The organism is Nitrospirota bacterium (genome assembly GCA_040757595.1).
Classification (GTDB): domain Bacteria; phylum Nitrospirota; class Nitrospiria; order Nitrospirales; family Nitrospiraceae; genus JBFLWP01.
In genome coordinates this window covers 249,871-269,070 of record JBFLWP010000001.1, presented here as the reverse complement: position 1 = coordinate 269,070, position 19,200 = coordinate 249,871, and the positions used below count along the sequence as shown (strand labels likewise).

General features: G+C 65.1%; 17 protein-coding genes and 1 CRISPR repeat array. Of the genes, 16 read left to right on the top strand and 1 reads right to left on the bottom strand.

Features of this window, described 5'->3' with window-relative positions; translation table 11 throughout:
• Nucleotide 1 precedes the first annotated feature (1 nt).
• A CRISPR array of direct repeats spans nucleotides 2-5,780; the repeat unit is 35 nt; unit sequence ATTCCACGGCAGCGATGCCGTGGCCCCATTGAAGC.
• A gap of 80 nt (nucleotides 5,781-5,860) precedes the next feature.
• Nucleotides 5,861-6,463, bottom strand: a complete 603-nt coding sequence (gene coaE, locus AB1411_01405; protein MEW6542247.1) for a dephospho-CoA kinase — start codon at nucleotides 6,461-6,463, stop codon at nucleotides 5,861-5,863.
• Between the two features lie 171 nt (nucleotides 6,464-6,634).
• On the opposite strand from coaE, the gene AB1411_01400 reads away from it, so the two are divergent.
• The 16 genes from AB1411_01400 to AB1411_01325 form a co-directional block, all read left to right on the top strand.
• A complete protein-coding gene (locus tag AB1411_01400; protein MEW6542246.1) occupies nucleotides 6,635-7,645 on the top strand; it encodes a pectinesterase family protein in 1,011 nt (336 codons plus the stop codon).
• Between the two features lie 185 nt (nucleotides 7,646-7,830).
• Nucleotides 7,831-8,016, top strand: coding sequence for a hypothetical protein (locus AB1411_01395; protein ID MEW6542245.1), 186 nt, complete (start codon nucleotides 7,831-7,833; stop codon nucleotides 8,014-8,016).
• A gap of 158 nt (nucleotides 8,017-8,174) precedes the next feature.
• On the top strand, nucleotides 8,175-10,190 hold the full coding sequence (locus AB1411_01390; GenBank protein ID MEW6542244.1) for an amylo-alpha-1,6-glucosidase: 2,016 nt from the start codon (nucleotides 8,175-8,177) through the stop codon (nucleotides 10,188-10,190).
• Nucleotides 10,191-10,196: 6 nt separating this feature from the next.
• The gene (locus AB1411_01385; GenBank protein MEW6542243.1) at nucleotides 10,197-10,487 is read left to right on the top strand and encodes a zf-HC2 domain-containing protein; all 291 of its coding nucleotides are present in this window, start codon (nucleotides 10,197-10,199) and stop codon (nucleotides 10,485-10,487) included.
• A 103-nt stretch (nucleotides 10,488-10,590) separates the two neighbouring features.
• Nucleotides 10,591-11,181, top strand: coding sequence for a sigma-70 family RNA polymerase sigma factor (locus AB1411_01380; GenBank protein MEW6542242.1), 591 nt, complete (start codon nucleotides 10,591-10,593; stop codon nucleotides 11,179-11,181).
• 164 nt (nucleotides 11,182-11,345) lie between these two features.
• Complete coding sequence (locus tag AB1411_01375; protein MEW6542241.1) at nucleotides 11,346-12,098, top strand: TVP38/TMEM64 family protein; 753 nt, start codon at nucleotides 11,346-11,348, stop codon at nucleotides 12,096-12,098.
• Between the two features lie 16 nt (nucleotides 12,099-12,114).
• Nucleotides 12,115-13,656 carry a mercuric reductase gene (locus tag AB1411_01370; protein ID MEW6542240.1) on the top strand — a complete coding sequence of 514 codons (1,542 nt, stop codon included), beginning with the start codon at nucleotides 12,115-12,117 and terminating at the stop codon, nucleotides 13,654-13,656.
• Nucleotides 13,653-14,408 carry a DUF3047 domain-containing protein gene (locus AB1411_01365; protein MEW6542239.1) on the top strand — a complete coding sequence of 252 codons (756 nt, stop codon included), beginning with the start codon at nucleotides 13,653-13,655 and terminating at the stop codon, nucleotides 14,406-14,408. Before AB1411_01370 ends, AB1411_01365 begins: the two co-directional genes overlap by 4 nt.
• Before the next feature lie 131 nt (nucleotides 14,409-14,539).
• The gene (locus AB1411_01360) at nucleotides 14,540-15,220 is read left to right on the top strand and encodes a TetR/AcrR family transcriptional regulator (protein MEW6542238.1); all 681 of its coding nucleotides are present in this window, start codon (nucleotides 14,540-14,542) and stop codon (nucleotides 15,218-15,220) included.
• Nucleotides 15,221-15,418: 198 nt separating this feature from the next.
• Nucleotides 15,419-15,982, top strand: coding sequence for a carboxymuconolactone decarboxylase family protein (locus AB1411_01355; protein MEW6542237.1), 564 nt, complete (start codon nucleotides 15,419-15,421; stop codon nucleotides 15,980-15,982).
• Nucleotides 15,983-16,039: 57 nt separating this feature from the next.
• The gene (locus tag AB1411_01350) at nucleotides 16,040-16,426 is read left to right on the top strand and encodes an ester cyclase (protein ID MEW6542236.1); all 387 of its coding nucleotides are present in this window, start codon (nucleotides 16,040-16,042) and stop codon (nucleotides 16,424-16,426) included.
• Nucleotides 16,427-16,476: 50 nt separating this feature from the next.
• Nucleotides 16,477-16,644, top strand: coding sequence for a hypothetical protein (locus tag AB1411_01345; GenBank protein ID MEW6542235.1), 168 nt, complete (start codon nucleotides 16,477-16,479; stop codon nucleotides 16,642-16,644).
• A 92-nt stretch (nucleotides 16,645-16,736) separates the two neighbouring features.
• Nucleotides 16,737-17,285 (top strand): DM13 domain-containing protein, encoded by a 549-nt coding sequence (locus tag AB1411_01340; protein MEW6542234.1) that lies wholly within the window; start codon nucleotides 16,737-16,739, stop codon nucleotides 17,283-17,285.
• A 31-nt stretch (nucleotides 17,286-17,316) separates the two neighbouring features.
• Entirely contained in the window at nucleotides 17,317-17,841 is a 525-nt protein-coding gene (locus AB1411_01335) for a redoxin domain-containing protein (GenBank protein ID MEW6542233.1), read from the top strand.
• A 2-nt stretch (nucleotides 17,842-17,843) separates the two neighbouring features.
• Nucleotides 17,844-18,659 carry a DUF547 domain-containing protein gene (locus tag AB1411_01330; protein MEW6542232.1) on the top strand — a complete coding sequence of 272 codons (816 nt, stop codon included), beginning with the start codon at nucleotides 17,844-17,846 and terminating at the stop codon, nucleotides 18,657-18,659.
• The coding region (locus AB1411_01325) for a hypothetical protein (GenBank protein MEW6542231.1) at nucleotides 18,643-19,200 on the top strand (558 nt) is incomplete at its 3' end. The genes AB1411_01330 and AB1411_01325, both read left to right, overlap by 17 nt.

The following is a 19,200-nucleotide window of genomic DNA, read 5'->3' as shown; positions in this document are numbered from 1 at the left end:
GATTCCACGGCAGCGATGCCGTGGCCCCATTGAAGCCGGCGATCCGGGCAGCGGAGCGGCAGGCTCGCCGGAAGATTCCACGGCAGCGATGCCGTGGCCCCATTGAAGCGTCGCGCTGGCCGCCGGCGCGACGAGGGCGGCGGGCGATTCCACGGCAGCGATGCCGTGGCCCCATTGAAGCTCGCTTCCTCGAACACAGGTACTATGGGCGGGCCTGCGATTCCACGGCAGCGATGCCGTGGCCCCATTGAAGCTCGAAACACTGCGCGGGCTTCAGACCGACAACGGCCCGATTCCACGGCAGCGATGCCGTGGCCCCATTGAAGCTTGCTGCCGCCGCGCAGGTCCAGCTTCGTCGTCGTGGATTCCACGGCAGCGATGCCGTGGCCCCATTGAAGCTCGTGTGTATTCCGCCAGCTCAGCCGGGCGACCCCGGGATTCCACGGCAGCGATGCCGTGGCCCCATTGAAGCCCGGGGCTGTTCTGATGCGACGCCTCGAGGCGGAGCCCGATTCCACGGCAGCGATGCCGTGGCCCCATTGAAGCCGCGCCATGACGACGAAGGAGGTCGATCGATGATGCGATTCCACGGCAGCGATGCCGTGGCCCCATTGAAGCAAGTCAGCAAGGCTATCGTGGACCGACTGGACCGAGGATTCCACGGCAGCGATGCCGTGGCCCCATTGAAGCGTCTGATTCGCGCCGCCGAGCAGGATGAAGCTCGTGGGATTCCACGGCAGCGATGCCGTGGCCCCATTGAAGCCAGGAACACGTCCGCCAGCACGAAGCCATCGCCGTGGGATTCCACGGCAGCGATGCCGTGGCCCCATTGAAGCTTCCCGCAGCCGGCGATGGCGACGCACATCCACACCAGGATTCCACGGCAGCGATGCCGTGGCCCCATTGAAGCCAATGATCTTCTTTTAAGGGAGGCTGACGATGCTTGGATTCCACGGCAGCGATGCCGTGGCCCCATTGAAGCCGGCAGATCGCCCGCAGCAACCGCACGTTGGTCTTGGATTCCACGGCAGCGATGCCGTGGCCCCATTGAAGCTCGCCGCTGCCACGGCGGTTGGTCAGAATCAGCCGTAGATTCCACGGCAGCGATGCCGTGGCCCCATTGAAGCCGCTCGTTCGTCCGAGCGAGCACAAAGTAGCCGCGCGATTCCACGGCAGCGATGCCGTGGCCCCATTGAAGCATGGCCGTGCGCTACCTCATGCTCGACGAGGAAGACGATTCCACGGCAGCGATGCCGTGGCCCCATTGAAGCCGTTACTATGGTCTGCGTCAGCCGCCGCCACCGCGCTGATTCCACGGCAGCGATGCCGTGGCCCCATTGAAGCCAGCGCCACGGTGCCCGCCGAGAGGCGCCGCCAGCCGGATTCCACGGCAGCGATGCCGTGGCCCCATTGAAGCATGGGACTTGTCACCCGGGGCCCCGCGACATGAACGGATTCCACGGCAGCGATGCCGTGGCCCCATTGAAGCTGGGTCCGAATCTGCGGTTGCTGATAGGCCGAGCCCCCACCGATTCCACGGCAGCGATGCCGTGGCCCCATTGAAGCCACTTGGCCCCGCGCGGCACGGGCGAAAGGCCGCGGGATTCCACGGCAGCGATGCCGTGGCCCCATTGAAGCGGCCAAGCCCGCCCGTCCCCCGACCGCCTCCAGCGCGATTCCACGGCAGCGATGCCGTGGCCCCATTGAAGCGTGCTCTACGCCAAGAACAGCGGGAGCGGCACGGTCGATTCCACGGCAGCGATGCCGTGGCCCCATTGAAGCAAGGATCCGGCGGTGCGAGCCGCCGCGACGAGCGAGCGATTCCACGGCAGCGATGCCGTGGCCCCATTGAAGCTCCGCCACGATCCGCGCGTGGTGCGCGACAGACGCGGATTCCACGGCAGCGATGCCGTGGCCCCATTGAAGCATTGATTTCGTCTCGAACTGGGCGAAGGACGGCCTCGATTCCACGGCAGCGATGCCGTGGCCCCATTGAAGCGAGCCGTCGGTTGATGACGCTGGAGTGAACACTGGCAGATTCCACGGCAGCGATGCCGTGGCCCCATTGAAGCGTCTCGCGCGCCGCGGCCCCGCGGCCCCGCGTCTCCGGATTCCACGGCAGCGATGCCGTGGCCCCATTGAAGCCGGAATTTCGGATGCCCAGCCCGCGCATGGTGCACAGATTCCACGGCAGCGATGCCGTGGCCCCATTGAAGCCCATTGATGTGCTCTTCGCCTTCAGCCCGATCGCGCCGGATTCCACGGCAGCGATGCCGTGGCCCCATTGAAGCTTTTCTAATGGCTTGCGGGCAAATCGAGAGCTATTTGATTCCACGGCAGCGATGCCGTGGCCCCATTGAAGCCGCACGCTCCGACGAGGCGCCCGCGCCGGCCGCCGGCGGATTCCACGGCAGCGATGCCGTGGCCCCATTGAAGCCTCCAGGTCCTGCCAAGTCAGGTTGCGAATGCCCAGCGATTCCACGGCAGCGATGCCGTGGCCCCATTGAAGCGTCACGGCTCCCTTCTTCACATCGTTCCGATCAATGATTCCACGGCAGCGATGCCGTGGCCCCATTGAAGCGATGCGCGAGAGGTTGGCCTGGACCGCTATCCAAGGATTCCACGGCAGCGATGCCGTGGCCCCATTGAAGCAATCCCGCTACGGACCCGCCCGTCTCGATTTGGGAAGGATTCCACGGCAGCGATGCCGTGGCCCCATTGAAGCGGCCGTGCCGCTCCCCTGCAGCCGCACCGCACCGCGGATTCCACGGCAGCGATGCCGTGGCCCCATTGAAGCTCTCTGGCTCATACGGCATCGGGTGCAGGTCTCGCGGGGATTCCACGGCAGCGATGCCGTGGCCCCATTGAAGCCGCCTCTGCCGGGGTCGGGGTCGCCTCGTCCTCAAACCGATTCCACGGCAGCGATGCCGTGGCCCCATTGAAGCGAAGCCCTCGGGGACGGGGTCAAGGAGTCGGCGCTCCGATTCCACGGCAGCGATGCCGTGGCCCCATTGAAGCGATTGCCTCGGCCGTCGCCATCTAGCCACGCGCCCGGGATTCCACGGCAGCGATGCCGTGGCCCCATTGAAGCCCGTTACCTCAAAATGCTCGCCTACGGCGACAGCGAGATTCCACGGCAGCGATGCCGTGGCCCCATTGAAGCACGGTCCGCCTCAAATGGGACCATCCGACCTACACAAGATTCCACGGCAGCGATGCCGTGGCCCCATTGAAGCACATGATCCGGAGTTTGGCGTAGAACCGAGCACGATGGATTCCACGGCAGCGATGCCGTGGCCCCATTGAAGCAAGCGGCGCTCCGGCGGCCAGGTCGTGCGCGCCGAGGATTCCACGGCAGCGATGCCGTGGCCCCATTGAAGCGCGGAGGCTCCGCCCCAGCCGGGCGGCAGAATCTCGGATTCCACGGCAGCGATGCCGTGGCCCCATTGAAGCGTGGCGTCGTCCGCATAGCTCACGTCCTTGATCTCGGATTCCACGGCAGCGATGCCGTGGCCCCATTGAAGCTTCTCTCTCCACCGACGGGAGCGGGCATCCCAAGTCAGGATTCCACGGCAGCGATGCCGTGGCCCCATTGAAGCTCGAGCCCCGTCCTGGCCAGATAGACGGCGAGGAGGATTCCACGGCAGCGATGCCGTGGCCCCATTGAAGCATCGGCACAGAGTCGCCGTGCCAGTTCGTGCCTCGTCGATTCCACGGCAGCGATGCCGTGGCCCCATTGAAGCGCCGATTAGCCGCTGGGCCCTCAGCCCTCCACCCCGGATTCCACGGCAGCGATGCCGTGGCCCCATTGAAGCTTGCGCCTCCCCCCTTGACAGATCATGGCATTACCAGATTCCACGGCAGCGATGCCGTGGCCCCATTGAAGCCGGGTGCGCTTCATCAATCCGGACAAGGACTGGCAGCGATTCCACGGCAGCGATGCCGTGGCCCCATTGAAGCGCGGCGACCGCGTCCAGATCCGGCGCCTCGAAAATCGATTCCACGGCAGCGATGCCGTGGCCCCATTGAAGCTGGTTGCTGTTGAGAACGAATAGTACCGACCGCTGGGGATTCCACGGCAGCGATGCCGTGGCCCCATTGAAGCTCAGTCTCCTTTGTCCCTTAGGGTCCTCCGGGTTCCTGATTCCACGGCAGCGATGCCGTGGCCCCATTGAAGCGGCCTGTTCCTCCAGCTCGACCGCTTCCCGGTGCAGGGATTCCACGGCAGCGATGCCGTGGCCCCATTGAAGCCTGAAATTTTTCCCTTGACTCCCCCGCCGCGCATCTGATTCCACGGCAGCGATGCCGTGGCCCCATTGAAGCCGGCGAGCGTGTTGCCATCTCCCGCTGAACTCACCAGATTCCACGGCAGCGATGCCGTGGCCCCATTGAAGCCCCTTGTCCGCCCGCATCACGGCGACGAGGAACTCGGATTCCACGGCAGCGATGCCGTGGCCCCATTGAAGCTCCCGGTTCGAGAACTTCTACCGGCCGCCGACCTTGGATTCCACGGCAGCGATGCCGTGGCCCCATTGAAGCCACCTCTATTCGATCGCGGACGGCTCCCCGCGCACGGGATTCCACGGCAGCGATGCCGTGGCCCCATTGAAGCCTGTGTCACGTCGTCCGAGGTCCGGTAGCCGTAGGTGGATTCCACGGCAGCGATGCCGTGGCCCCATTGAAGCTTCCATAATACGAGCGAAGTTGCCCGGTCGGTGCACCTGATTCCACGGCAGCGATGCCGTGGCCCCATTGAAGCCTTGAGGAGGCTCTGCCAGCCTTGGCCCGCAAGAGCGGGATTCCACGGCAGCGATGCCGTGGCCCCATTGAAGCCGCATGCTGCCACCTATGTCAGATCGGCGGCCCTTTGATTCCACGGCAGCGATGCCGTGGCCCCATTGAAGCAGCCCCGCCGCCGCTATCCGCGCGTCGGCGGCCGCCCGATTCCACGGCAGCGATGCCGTGGCCCCATTGAAGCAGGTTGCCCCAGGAGGTCCGAATCCCGACCACGGGCGGATTCCACGGCAGCGATGCCGTGGCCCCATTGAAGCGCAAGGAGCCGCTCCCGCAGCGGCAGGCGCTGCTGTGATTCCACGGCAGCGATGCCGTGGCCCCATTGAAGCCCCCACTGCACGGCGGCCGTGGTGGCGGCCTTCCGGGATTCCACGGCAGCGATGCCGTGGCCCCATTGAAGCTAGAGAACCTGAGTCGGACGTCATCGGGGGGCCTGGGATTCCACGGCAGCGATGCCGTGGCCCCATTGAAGCGCGCTCCCTGGCAGGAGGAGATTGGACCCATGCGTGGATTCCACGGCAGCGATGCCGTGGCCCCATTGAAGCTGGCGGGTTGTGAACTCATCCTTCGCACCTTCATAGGATTCCACGGCAGCGATGCCGTGGCCCCATTGAAGCACTGCCCGTGTTGCCGAGCGTGATCCCATTGGCCGAGATTCCACGGCAGCGATGCCGTGGCCCCATTGAAGCCGCGCGAGCGCCGGAAGAGCCTCTTCGAGCAGGCTCAGCGATTCCACGGCAGCGATGCCGTGGCCCCATTGAAGCGCGCGCACCACGCCGATCTTCTCGGTACATGATGACCGTCGATTCCACGGCAGCGATGCCGTGGCCCCATTGAAGCTCCGCGACCCGCACCGTTACCGTGCAGCAGACGCCCAGGATTCCACGGCAGCGATGCCGTGGCCCCATTGAAGCGTCAGGGTGAGCAGCTTGATCCGGTCGTAGACATAGGATTCCACGGCAGCGATGCCGTGGCCCCATTGAAGCGCCGTTTGCCAGTGAAAAAACGATTGTAGCTGACCGATGCCTGCCTGCAACCCACAACTGCCCCGATCTACTGGCCCCATTCAGGCCTCTGCGGCGAGCGTTTGGAAGAGTGTGTGGACTGCGGCGCGGAGTTGTGGAAGGGGCAATGTCCCGTCCAGGACGTAATCCGCCAGTCGGATTTTTTTTGCGAGCGGCATCTGGGCGCGGAGGCGGCGGAGGGCCTCGGCGCGGGTGAAGCCGTTGCGCTTGGTGAGCCGGGCGAGCTGGGTCGCTCGGTCGGCGGTCACGACGACGGTCTTGTCCATCCGCCTGTGTGCGCCGGCCTCGAACAGGAGCGGCACGTCGTAGACGATCACCGCGTGCCGGTCCTTCCCGGCGATCTCCCTGGTCAGCCGGGCCTGCTCCCTCGCCACGCGCGGGTGGACGATGGCGTTGAGCCGGGCGAGCTTGGCGCGGTCTCCGAAAACGAGACGGGCGAGGGCCGAACGGTCGAGGGTCCGGTCGGGACGTAGGACCTGGCGGCCGAAGGTCTTGACGATGTCCTTCCAGGCCGGTCTCCCCGGCTGGACCACTTGGCGGGCAAGGTCGTCCGCGTCAATGACGTGGGCGCCGCAGTCCCGAAAGAGCCGCGCCACCGTGCTCTTGCCAGTGGCCAGGCTGCCGGTCAAACCGACCAGGATCATGCGGCGGAGTCTAGCACGTGTGAACGGTCAACGGTCAATCGTCACCGGTCAATCGGCCTGACCATCCTCCTCGAATGACCAATGACTGATGCCCCGTTGCTCGCTTGACTTGTCGCAAGGCTTCCCTGTATCACGCTGTCCATGTGGCGTCGCGCACAGAAGACCGGTGTCGTGGCATTCTCCCTACTCGCCCTGGTCTGGGGCGGGAACGGCTGGGCCGTGCTGGACGACAAGCCGGCGGCGCAGGAGCCGCACACGCTCCTGGTGGCGGCGGACGGCACCGGACAGTTCACGTCCATCCAGGAGGCGATTGACGCGGCGGGCGCCGGCGACACGATCCGGATCAAGGCCGGGGCCTATCGGGAAGACGTCACGATCCACAGCAAAGAGCGGTTGAAACTGGTCGGGGAGGGCCGGGATCAGGTGACGATCCTGGGGCGCGAGCGGGTCGGCGTGTTCCACGTCGGGAAGTGGCCCTATGGGGCGACGGACATCGAGATCAGCGGGATGACGATCAACGAGCACGGCGGCCACGCGATGGGCATCTTCAACGGGCGGAACATCCTGCTCCGGGACGTCCGGATCAACGGGATGTTGTTCGGGCAGCAGGTGCAGCACGTCCGCATCGAAGAGAGCGTGATCGGGGGCAGCGAGACGACCGGCGTCCAGTTCGCCGATTCCCAGGCCGTGCTCGTCGGCAACCTGATCCACGACAACGACCACGGGGTCACGATCGCGGGCCAATCGGAGGTCAGGCTGGAGCGCAACGTGATCACGCGCAGCCTGTTCGAGGGGGTGGTGGTGACGGACAAGGCCAGGGCCGTCCTGGTCAGCAACACGATCGTGAAGAACGGCGGCGGCGCGGCCTTTCTCGGCGCGTCGCGCAGCGAGGCCACGGGCAACATCGTCGGGCTGAACCGGGTCGGGTTCGTGGTGGGGCCCTCGAGCGAGGTGCGCACGGCCTACAACGCCTTCTACAACCGTGACGGCGAGTACGTCCGGGCCGGCGCTCCGTCCGTCTCCGTGCCCGAGCTGAAGGCGGAGACGGATCTTGTGGCGGCGGACCCGCGCTTCGTGGACCCTGGGCACGACGATTTTCGGCTCAGGTCCGATACCCCCCTGCTGCAGGTGGGAAAATTTGCCTATCTGGGAGCCCTGGCCCCGGTCAACGGTTCACCGTGAGCCGGCCGGACATCGCGTTCACCCTCCTGTCAACTTCTCTCTGAATCAAGAACTTGCCTCGTCCTGTACAACCGCCGATTCTGTGTTATGATGGAGGCACGACGATTGAATATCCCGGACCGCAGCTTCGTCTCGGGTTCGAATGTTCATGCCGTCCGTATCATTCAGAGGGGTGGACTCATCCGATGGCTGCCTACCGCTCAGAGCTCGAAAAACCCGATCTCGAGGGGATTCCCTCGCTGGAGGAGCTTGAGGCCGGCCGCCTGGTCGGCGCGATCCTGCCCATGTCCGAGCAGGCGCAGGTCGCCCTCCGCGACAGCATCGAGCTCATTGACTTCCTTCTCAACCGGGAAGGCGTCACCTGGAATTAGCCCCCTCCGTAGCGCTTTCCTCTCGCTGACTCGCCCGTTCCTCCCGCGTTCTGGTCACGGAGCTTTCGCCGCGGCGCCGGCTCGTAAGGACTGAGCTGAAGCCGCGACTTACCTGCTAGACGTGTTTTCTCCAGGGTTGAAGGGGGTTCTGTGCTATCATGCCGGGAATCCTCGCTCTCCATGATGACGTGATCGTCAATCCATCAGACTGTCGCAGCCTGGACCGTGCGTTGGGCCTGGAATGGCTGGAGGCGAACGGACGAGGCGGATTTGCCTCCGGCACGGTCGCCGGACCCAACACCAGACGCTACCACGCGCTGCTTCTGGTCGCCCGCCGTCCACCGGTGGATCGGGTGGTGGTGGTCAATCACCTGGAGGAAACGCTCCATGTCAACGGCGACGCGCATCCCCTGTCCGCCAACCTCTACCCCGGCGTCGTCCATCCGGACGGGTTCACTCGCTGCGCCGGCTTCACCAACGAGCCCTGGCCTACCTGGACCTACGAGGCCGGTGGCCTCCGACTCCAGCGGGAGCTGTTCTGTGTCCACGGACGGGATCTGGTCGTCATCCGGTGGACGTTGCTGAGTCGGGTGAGCGGACCGGTGACGCTGAACGTCCGCCCCATGCTCACGGGCAGGGACTACCATGCCCTGCACCGGGAAAACCCCGCGCTCCAGACGGAGGCGGAGGTCCGCGGCGGGTCCGTGACGTGGCACCCATACGCCGCCCCGCCCGTCGTTCGCGCCCTCCACAACGGGGCCTATCGCCGGGCGCCGGACTGGTATCGGCAGGTCCAATATCCGATCGAGCAGGAGCGGGGCCTGGATGGTGAAGAGGACTGGTGGTCGCCCGGCGACATCACGTTCGACTCCTTGACGAAGCGGGGCGCCTTCCTTGCCCTCACGACGGAGCCGATCCAGGCGGTGGACGTGGACGCCCTCGCCAAGGGCGAGCAGAAGCGGCGCGAACAGGCGGCCGGCACGGTGCCGGGCAAGGATCGTCTGGTTCACGCCCTGTGGCTGGCTTCAGAGGCCTACATCTCGGTCCGGGGTCCGCAGAAGACGGTCATCGCCGGCTACCCTTGGTTCACCGATTGGGGGCGGGATACCTTCATCTCCCTACCCGGTCTTTGCCTCGTGACCGGTCGCTTTGACGTGGCCCGTCAGGTCATCGAGGCTTTTGCGCCGCACGTGTCGGAGGGGATGGTGCCGAACCGCTTTCCCGATGCGGGCGAGACGCCGGAGTACAACACGATGGACGCCTCGCTCTGGTTCGTCCAGGCGGTGGGCCGCTACCTGGCCTATACGGGCGACGAGGCCACCGTGGAGAAGGTCGCCTGGCCGGCGATACAGGCCATCTTGGACGGCTATCGGAAGGGAACTCGCTACGGGATCCACGTGGACGGGGACGGGCTGGTCGCCGGAGGGGCGCCAGGTGCCCAGCTCACCTGGATGGATGCGAAGGTCGGAGACTGGGTGGTCACGCCCAGGCGGGGCAAGCCGGTGGAGATCCAGGCCCTGTGGGTCCAGGCGCTGACGGTGGGGGAAAAATTGGCGGCCCGATTCGGAGACCGGACCTCTGCGAACCGTTGTGCGGAGGATCGCGTGCGGGCCATCCGGTCGTTTCGGGAGCGGTTCTGGTATGAGCCGGGCGGCTACCTCTACGACGTGGTGGACGGGGAGGGGGGAGACGATCCCTTGCTCAGGCCGAACCAGCTCTATGCGGTTTCCCTCTGCGAGGATCTCCTTGAACCGGGTCAGGCGAAGTTGGTGGTCAAGGTCGTCCAGGATCGCCTCCTGACACCGGTCGGGCTCAGGACGCTCGCGCCGGGACATCCGGACTATCGTCCTCGCTATGAGGGCGGGGTGGTGGAGCGGGACGGAGCGTACCATCAGGGGACCGTCTGGCCCTTCCTGCTCGGGCCGTTCGTGACGGCCTGGATCAAGGTCCACGGAGCGACGCCAGAAGCCAGGCGCCAGGCTCGATCTTTCTTCGACGGGCTGGAGCGGCATCTCGCCGAAGCCTGTCTTGGTCAGGTCTCGGAGATCTTCGACGCGGAGCCGCCGCACCGGCCGCGCGGCTGTTTCGCCCAGGCCTGGTCGGTGGCGGAACCGTTGCGGGCCTTACTGGAAGGAGTCCATGGTGCGGGGCCGTCCACGGGCCGACCGCACTGACCGCCCATGCCCTTGTTGAGACTCAACTGCGCCGAAGCCACTCGGCTCCTGTCCGACTCGCTCGACCGGCCCCTGACGATCGGACAGAGGGTCGCCCTACGGATTCACCTGCTCATCTGCCAGTGGTGCGACCGGTATGGGCGGCAGCTCCGGTTCATCCGGGAGGCGTTCAGGGGGCGCCCCGATCGGCTCGTCGAGCCGGATGAGACGGCGAGCGAAGCCCTCTCCGCCGAGGCGAAGGCACGGCTCAAACGGGCTGTCGCGGATGGGCGGAATCAGCCGCCCCCGGCCCGCTAGTCCCGCCCCTTCTGGTGATCGCTTGACCGGTCGGGCGCGGCTGCTTTACCATCGCGCGGCTTCGTCCGGATTGTTCCGCATTTTGCTGGCTCGGTGACATGTGATGGGCGACCGATCCCTGACGGACCCGATGACCTGGGTGGACCAGCACGGCGACTATCTGTTCCGGTTCGCCCTGCTGCGGATTCGCGACCGGGGCGTCGCGGAGGAGATCGTCCAGGAGACCTTTCTCGCCGCGCTCCAGGCCCGCGAGCGCTTCGCCGGCCAGTCTTCCGAGCGGAGCTGGTTGGTCGGGATCATGAAGCACAAGATCCTGGACCACTTCCGCAAGGGCGGCCGGGAGCAGCCGGGCGTGGAGGGCGACGTGGCCGGGAACGAGCTGGAGCGGGATGACGCCTTTGACGAGCGCGGCCACTGGAAGCTGGACCGGGCGGCGCCGCGAGACTGGCCGGACGATCCGGGCGGCCTCCTCGAGCGCAAGCAGTTCTGGGAGGTGCTGACGCGCTGCTTGGGCAAGCTGCCGCCCCGAATGGCGCAAGTCTTCTCTCTGCGGGAGATCGACGAGGTCACCAGCGACGAGATCTGCGCGAGTCTGAACATCACCCCGTCGAACCTGTGGGTGCTGCTGCATCGGGCCAGGAAACACCTGCGCCAGTGTCTGGAAACGCACCTGTTCGGGCGATCGCCGGCCTGACGGGACCTCAACGTCCTCTGTGGCCATCGGCTGACTTGCCTCCCCTGAGCCGCCATACCCGCTCATCACCGTATTTTCTGTAAGGACCCCTTCGGCCTCCCGACTAACGGACGGGAGAGGGAGTTCCGCTCTCGAAATTGACATGGGACGGGGAGGCCGCCATCATGTATGGGGGACACACGATGCAGGTATCCGTCGAGACGCAACCGACTGCCGGCGCGTCGAGCCGCGGCAAGCTGATCGTCCTGGCGCTCTTCGCCGCCGCGATCGTTTCGTTCTTTTACTTCGATCTCGGCCGGTACCTGTCGCTGGACGCGCTCAAGGCGAACCGGGACAGTCTGTTGGCCTTCACCGACGAGCACTATGGGGCGGCGGTCGGGCTCTTCATCGTCGCCTATGTCGTCTTGACGGCCGCGTCCCTCCCGGGGGCGGTGATCCTGACCTTGACCGGCGGGTTCCTGTTCGGCAGTCTCATCGGGACGCTCTACGTCAACCTGGGGGCGACGACCGGCGCGACCCTCGCGTTCCTCGCCTCCCGCTACCTGCTCCGGGAGGTCGTCGAAGCGAAGTTCGGCAAGTGGGTCGTGCCTCTGCAGGAGGGCTTCGCCAGGAACGCCTTCGGCTACCTCATGACACTCCGGCTGATCCCGATCTTTCCGTTTTTCCTGGTCAACGCGGCGGCCGGGCTCACGCGCGTGCCGCTTGCGACCTATGTCGCGGCCACCGCGATCGGGATCGTTCCGGGCAGCTTCGTGTACGCCTATGCGGGCCGGCAACTGGGGACGATCAATTCCCTGAAGGAGATCGCCTCGCCCAACGTCCTCCTGGCCTTCACGCTGCTGGGCCTGTTGGCGCTCGTACCGATTATTTACCGGAAGAGGCAGTCTGCTGGCCACGAGCTGAAAGCCAATCGCTGACGGCTGGGAGCTTTTCATGGAAACGGTGACGGTCCTCCCGGACGACGAACACAATCGCGCGCTCGTCGGCAACGTCCATCCGCCGCAGTGGATCAACCCGGAGCCGGACGGCCGGTACAACATCGTGGTGATTGGCGCCGGCACCGCCGGCCTCGTGACCGCCGTCGTGGCGGCCGGCCTCGGCGCCAAAGTCGCCCTGATCGAGAAGCACCTGATGGGCGGCGACTGCCTGAACGTCGGCTGTGTGCCCTCCAAGGGGGTCATTCGCGCGTCGCGTGCCTGGACGGACGTACGGCGCGCAGAAGAATTCGGCGTGCACGTCCCGCCCGGCGTCAAGTACGACTTCGCGGCGGCCATGGCCCGGATGCGGAGGCTGCGCGCCCGCATCAGCCAGACGGACTCCGCTCACCGGTACAAACAGCTCGGGGTGGACGTCTACATCGGGAGCGCCCGCTTCTCGGGGCCGGACTCCGTGACCGTGGAAGGCCATGCCGGAAACCGGACGTTGACCTTTGCCAAGGCGGCCATCTGCACGGGGGCGCGGGCGTCCACCCCATCGGTGCCGGGGTTGCAAGAGGCCGGCTGCCTCACGAACGAAACGGTCTTCACGCTGACGGAGCTGCCGCGCCGGGTCGGGGTGATTGGCGCCGGGCCGATCGGGTGCGAATTGGCGCAGGCGTTCGCACGGTTCGGCAGCCAGGTGTATCTCATCGAGGCCCTGCACGGCATCATGCCGAACGAGGACCGCGATGCGGCCGAGATCGTGCTCAAGTCCATGTCCCGCGATGGTCTGACGCTGCTGTGCTGCGGCAAAGATTTGGCGGTCAGCAGAACGGATGGCGGCAAACGGCTGACGGTGGATTCGCACGGCCGGCACTATGACGTGATCGTGGACGAGATTCTCGTCGGCGTGGGCCGCACGCCGAACACGGAGGGACTCGGGCTGGAAACGGTCGGCGTGGAATACGACAAGACCGGCGTGAAGGTGAACGCCAGGCTCCAGACGGCGAACCCGAGGATCTACGCCGCAGGCGACATCTGTTCGAGGTACAAATTCACGCACGCGGCCGACGCGATGGCCCAGATCGTGATCCAGAACGCCTTGTTCCCCCATCCCTTCGGCTTGGGGCATGCCAGCGTGGAGTCCCTCATCATGCCCTGGTGCACGTTCACGGACCCGGAGGTGGCGCACGTGGGGATGTACGAGGCGGAGGCCAGGGCCAAGGGGATCGGGGTCGAGACCTTCACGTACAAGCTGAACGAGGTCGACCGGGCGATCCTGGATGGGGAGGAGGATGGGTTCGCGCGGGTTCACGTGAAGAAGGGGACGGACGAGATTCTGGGCGCCACGATCGTGGCCGCCCACGCAGGCGACATGATCAACGAGTTCTCGGTTCTCATGAAGGCCGGGCTTGGGCTCGGCACGATCTGCGGCACCATCCATCCCTACCCGACCCAGGGCGAGGTCGTGAAGAAGGCGGCGAACGTCTGGCGCAGGACGACCTTCACGGAGGGGAAAAAGCGCCTCCTGACCAGGCTGTTTGCGTGGATGAGATGACCAAGGCGCGCCCTTCCCTTTTGCCCCTCGCGTTGCTGATTCTTTGGTTCCCGCTGGTCGTGGAGGCCTCCGACGATTCAACGGCCGTCCTCGAAGTCGGCAAGTTCTCCGCCGCCAAGGAGGGCGGGGTCCTGCCGGACGGCTGGAAGCCGCTCACGTTCAGGAAGGTCGAGCGGCACACGAAATATGCGCTCGTCAGGGACGGGGAAGCGGTCGTCGTCAAGGCCGTCAGCGAGGCCGCCGCGTCGGGACTCGTCAAGCCGGTCCGAATTGACCTCAGGGACTATCCGATCGTCCGGTGGCGGTGGAAAGTCGAAAACCTCCTGCGCAGGAGCGACGTGACCCGGAAGGATGGGGACGACTATCCGGCGCGACTCTACATCACGTTCGAATACGATCCGGACAGGGTCAGCTTCTCCAAGCGGGCCATGTACCAGGCCGGGCGCCTCCTGTTCGGGGACATCCCGATCGGCGCCCTCAACTACATCTGGGACGCCAAGGCTGCCCTTGGCGCGATCCTCGACAACGCCTACACGGATTTCGCCAAGATGATCGTAGTCCGGAGCGGGAGCGCGGGAGTCGGGACCTGGGTGGAGGAGCAGCGGAACGTGTACGAGGACTACAAGAGGGCCTTCGGCGAGGAGCCCCCGCTGGTCTCCGGCGTGGCGATCATGACGGACACGGACAACACCAAGGAATCGGCGACCGCTTACTACGGCGACATCCTCTTCAAAAAGACGCCGGCCCGATAAAGCGGACGAGTCCGCCCTTTCGACGCCCTTTCTCAGAAGCCGCCGGCTTGATGCCGAATCTCGCGGAGGACATTTGACAAAGGCCTCCACGGACATGTACGGTTTGACCGTTCGGTCAACTGCTGGTGTCTATGCGGCAGACTGCGGACACGAAAGAACGGATCCTGAGCAGCGCGCTCGATCTCATTTACGCCCGCAGCTATGCCGCCGTGGGCGTGCAGGAGATCTGTGAGCACGCGGGCGTGAAGAAGGGGAGCTTCTATCATTTCTTCCCGTCCAAGCAAGCGCTCACGCTCGCCGCGCTCGGGCGCCAGTGGAACGACGCGAGGCACCGGGTATGGGAGGCCGCGTTGACCGGACGACGTCCGTTCCGCCAGAAGCTCGAACGGTGTTTCGAGTTGTTCCATGAGCACCAGTGCGGGGCAAAGGCCAAGACCGGCCGGGTTCCCGGGTGTCCATTCGGGAATCTCGCACTGGAGCTGGGCACGCAGGATGAAGTCATCCGGCGGAAAGTGGACGAGATCTTGCGGGAATGTACGGGGTACGTGGAGCGGGCCTTGTGCGAAGCCATCGCCGCCGGGGAGTTGCCGGACCGGGATACAGTGGTTGCCGCGGAGACGATTGTCGCCTTTATGGAAGGGGCCATGTTGATGGCAAAGACCAGGAACGATCCGAAGCTCATCAAGGACCTCTCGCGGGGCCTGCTTCGACTGCTGCAGACGAGCACGGCCGGCGCCGGCAAAGCGCGGTCCCGAAACGGAGCCACGAAAGGACGTGTAAGGATTCGCGCCGGCGCGCGACTAACGGGCTAAAAGGGGGAGTTTTTTTAACCCGGAATTTGACCGACCGGTCAACTTCTGCGCCGCTGTTCCCTCACGGCAAGAAAAAGGAGGTGATGGGTCGTCTGAGGTGCCGAAGAGTGACGAGGGCCGTTCGTGTAGGACTCGAATGGGAAATGAGGCGGTCAAGTCTGTCTATCGCGACGACATGCCTAAAGGAGGAAGGAATCCATGCAGCGGTTACCAGCTATTGATCCTGCGGTTGCAACCGGCAAGGCGAAGACTCTGTTGGACGGCGTGCAGGCGAAACTCGGACTCATGCCGAACATCACGAGGACGATGTCCAACTCACCGGCCGTGCTGGATGCCTATTTGGGCTTCAGCGGAGGATTGGCCAAAGGCGCGCTCCCGGCAAAGCTGCGCGAACAGATCGCGCTCGTGGTGGCTGAAGCCAACGGCTGCGGCTACTGCCTGGCCGTGCACACGGCGATCGGAAAAGCCCAGGGCCTGACCGACTCCGAGATGCTCGACAGCCGCCGGGGCGGGGCCGAGGACCTGAAAACGGCGGCCGCACTGGGTTTTGCCGGGAAGGTCGTGCGGGAGCGGGCCCGTGTGACGGACCAAGACGTGGCCGCATTGCGGCACGTGGGCTACGGCGACGGGGAGATCGCCGAGATCGTTGCCAACGTGGCGCTGAACGTGTTCACGAATTACTTCAATCACGTCGCCGGGACCGAGGTGGACTTCCCCGCAGTGCCCGCACTTTCGGCCGGCGCGTCCTGCTCGTGTGGTTGAGGGCGAAGGGAGACGGCGCGCGGCACGGCCGCGCGCCGCTATCAACAGGAGGCCATGATGAGTGTTGCCGCAAAGAACGACCTGGGACAACGGCTGCGTGATCTGCACCGGTACATCCGAGAAGGCCGCATCCTCGACGCCATGAACGAGTTCTATGCCGACGATGTCGCTATGCAGGAGAACGCGAATCGGCCGACCGTCGGCCTTCAGGCCAACATCGAGCGGGAAAAGCAGTTCTTGAGCGGCGTCAAGGAATGGAAAGGGTTCGAGGTCAAAGCGGTCGGCATCGGTCACGACGTGACCTTCTACGAGGCGGTGTTCGACTTCATCGGGACCGACGGAGCTCCGGTGCACATCGAACAGGTGGATGTTGCGCACTGGCGCGACGGGAAGATCGTCCACGAGCGGTTCTACTACGACACGGGCGGACAGGCGACGACCTGAAAGACTGTGCGTGAGAGGGGGCGATGACGTGTGCCCGCTGTAACGGCCTGATGAGCCTGGAAGAATATGTTGATGACCGGGGTGAGCTGGGATGCGAGGCATTCTGGGGATGGCGCTGCATCCTGTGCGGGGCCATCGAAGACCCTGTGATTGCCAGCAATCGAGTCCGGCCGCCCCTGCCGGACCAGCGGAAGCGGAAGTTCTCGGTCAGGCTGTGAAAGAGGGACCGGATAGGGGACGCGGTTGTTGTAAGGCGGCGGCGGGTGGAACGACCAAACATCGAGCAGCACACATCCTGCGGAGGAGCGCTATGAGCCGAAATCCGAGAAAACCGAGCTGGGTCGCGCTTTGCATCGTCTCGACCGTCCTCGCAGCCTGTACGGGCATGGGGGGGAAAGGGATGGGGCCGGACACCGAGATGATGAAGAAAGAGCCAACCATGGAGAAAATGGAGAAAAAGGAGGCCATGGTCCAGAGAGAGGCCATGCTGGAAAAGAAGGCCGCCATGGCGGCACGGACGGGCATGCTCGCGGGATCTGGTCGCCACCACGCCAGCGGGAAGGTGACGGTCGTCGGTTCGACTCAAGGGGCGGCGACGCTCCAGCTCACGGACTTCACCGTGGATAGAGTGCCGGACGGTCGTGTGTACTTGGCCAAGAACGGCGATCACGCTCGGGGAGTGGAGTTGGGGAAGCTGACCCAGTTCTCCGGGGCGGTGACATTCTCCGTCCCGGCCAGGGTGAGTCCGGATGACTATGACAGCGTGGTTATCTGGTGCAAGCGGTTCGAGGTCGAGATCGGCCATGCGTTCTTCGACGAGTCCATGGCTGCACCGGAGCGCGGGATGCGCAGCAAGTGAACATGCGAATCGACCGTGCAGGGGGGGAGAGGTGAGGAGCCGGAGCCCGCATGCGTGTCTTGCCGCCCTTGGACTGGCGGTGTCCGTGGTGCTCGCTCAACCGTCTCAGGTTGGAGCCGTAACCGGTGAGCCGGCGCCGGACATTGCGTCTGCGGTCTGGCTCAACGGGGCGCCGGCGAAGATGGCGGACTTCAGGGGAAAGGTCCTTCTGGTGGAGTTCTGGACCTTCGGCTGCTATAACTGCCGGAACGTGGAACCTTACGTGCAAGCCTGGCATCGGAAGTATGCCGACCAGGGGCTGGTGGTTATCGGAGTCCATTCGCCGGAATTCAAGTACGAGCGCGACGTCGAGAGGGTCAGGCAATATCTCAAGGACAAGGGCATCCGTTATCCGGTGCCGATTGACAACGACTTCGCGACCTGGAATCGGTATGGCAATCGCTACTGGCCGGCCATGTACCTGATCGACAAGCAGGGGATCGTTCGCACGGTCCGGATCGGGGAAGGCGGCTATGAAGAGACCGAGGGATGGATTCGCAAGCTTCTCGCGGAGTAGGGATGGAGCGGAAGGGGTGGAGGCGTCTGGTCTGCGTCGCGATCCTCGCATTCGCCTTTGGCGGCTGCTCGACGGTCCCACGCTCGTTTCATCCCTCAGCTCCCATCTCGCCGCACGAATTCTCGCACAGGCTCTTCGACGACGTGCTGCGGGATCATGTGGCCGATGGCGTGGTGGACTATCCCGGGATTGCCGGAGACCGCCGGTTCGGCGAGTACCTGGGGCTATTGGACCGGGTCAATCCGAACGCGCTACCGACGGGCCAAGACCGGCTGGCCTACTGGATCAACGCCTACAACGCCTTCGCCATCAAGGGGATTTTGGAAGGCCATTCGCCCCTGACGCTCATCGGGCGCTACAGGTATTTCATCGGGACCACGTACCGGGTCGGCGGCGAGGCGATCTCCCTGTACGACCTCGAGCAGCATCTGCTGATCCCGGACTTCCGGGAGCCGCGCATGCACTTCGCGATCGTGTGCGCTTCCCGCTCCTGTCCCAAACTGCAGCCTCGGGCCTGTCAGCCGGACAGGCTGGAGCAACAGTTGGAAGCGGGCGCCAGGGCCTTCGTCAACGATCCGACCAGGAACCGGTTTGACCGGAGAGAAAAAGTCGCCTATCTCTCGATGATCTTCAAGTGGTTCGAAGAGGATTTCGCCGCCCATTCCGGCTCGCTGCTGGGCTACGTCAAGCGGTACGTGGCCGATCCGGGACTGGCCGGAGAGCTGGACGCGGTTCCATACCGGGTGGAGTTTCTGCCGTACGACTGGGGGCTGAACGGGATTCCGTTGGAGGAGGATGGCCGTGCTGGTTCGTCCTGACGAGCGGGCTCCCATCGCCCGGCTGCTCCGGTTCCTGGAGCAGGGGGAGCGGCTGGCCCATGACTGCGCCAGCGCCCAGGCGGCGCTGGCTCCTGAGCCGCGCATGGCGCGTTTTCTTCTCAGCCAGGCGCGCCAGGAAGCCTTTCATGCCGTCGCGTTCCAGGGTGCCATCGCCTGGCTGGCACCACGCCATCTGGGAGCCTGTCCGCTCCTGCCGCCGCTGGGGCGGTACCGGACGCTTCTCGACGAGGCCATTCGGCGGAATGACTTCGTCGAGACCGTCCTGGCCGAGCAGATTATCCTGGAAGGACTCGGCGAGGCGATCCTGAAGCGGATCGAGGCAGGATTGGCAAAACGGGGGGCTCCGTTCGGGCGACTGCGGCGGATTCTGATCCACCAGGAAGAAGCCCACCATGCGTTCGGCCGCCGGTGCCTGGAACGGGCCATCGAAGCCGGTCGCACCTCGCCGGATCGCCTCCGGCCGCCGGGTCTGGAGTACCTGGCGCTCACGGAGGCCATGGTCGGGACGCTGAGCGGGCTG